Source organism: Acinetobacter endophylla, assembly GCF_053543775.1.
Genome location: NZ_JBLVOM010000161.1, coordinates 1 through 374, shown reverse-complemented (window position 1 = coordinate 374; position 374 = coordinate 1). Strand labels below are relative to the sequence as shown.

1 protein-coding gene is annotated in these 374 nt (G+C 47.3%); it reads left to right on the top strand.

Annotated elements, in window-relative coordinates; genetic code table 11:
- A partial coding sequence (locus tag ACNPNW_RS06150; protein ID WP_448766731.1) for an aminoacyl--tRNA ligase-related protein occupies positions 1 to 374 on the top strand: 374 nt, incomplete at both ends.

Sequence of the window (374 nt, the reverse complement as noted above, 5' to 3'; positions counted from 1 at the left end):
TTTCGAAGCTGCTGCAAAGGTTACCGGTTCCCGGTTTGCTTTCTATAAGGGACTGGGAGCACGGCTCGAGCGGGCGCTGATTAATTTTATGATGGATCTTCACAGCGGAGAGCATAACTATGAAGAGATGCTGCCTCCTTATATTGTTAATAAGGACAGTCTGTATGGCACAGGACAGCTTCCCAAATTCGAAGAGGATCTTTTCAAGCTTCGGGATACTGAATACTATCTGATTCCTACAGCAGAAGTTCCGGTAACCAATTATTATCGGGAGGAAATTCTGACACCTGCAGATCTGCCAAAGTATCATGTTGCTTACAGTTCCTGTTTCCGTTCTGAAGCAGGCTCAGCGGGCCGTGATACACGGGGCCTGA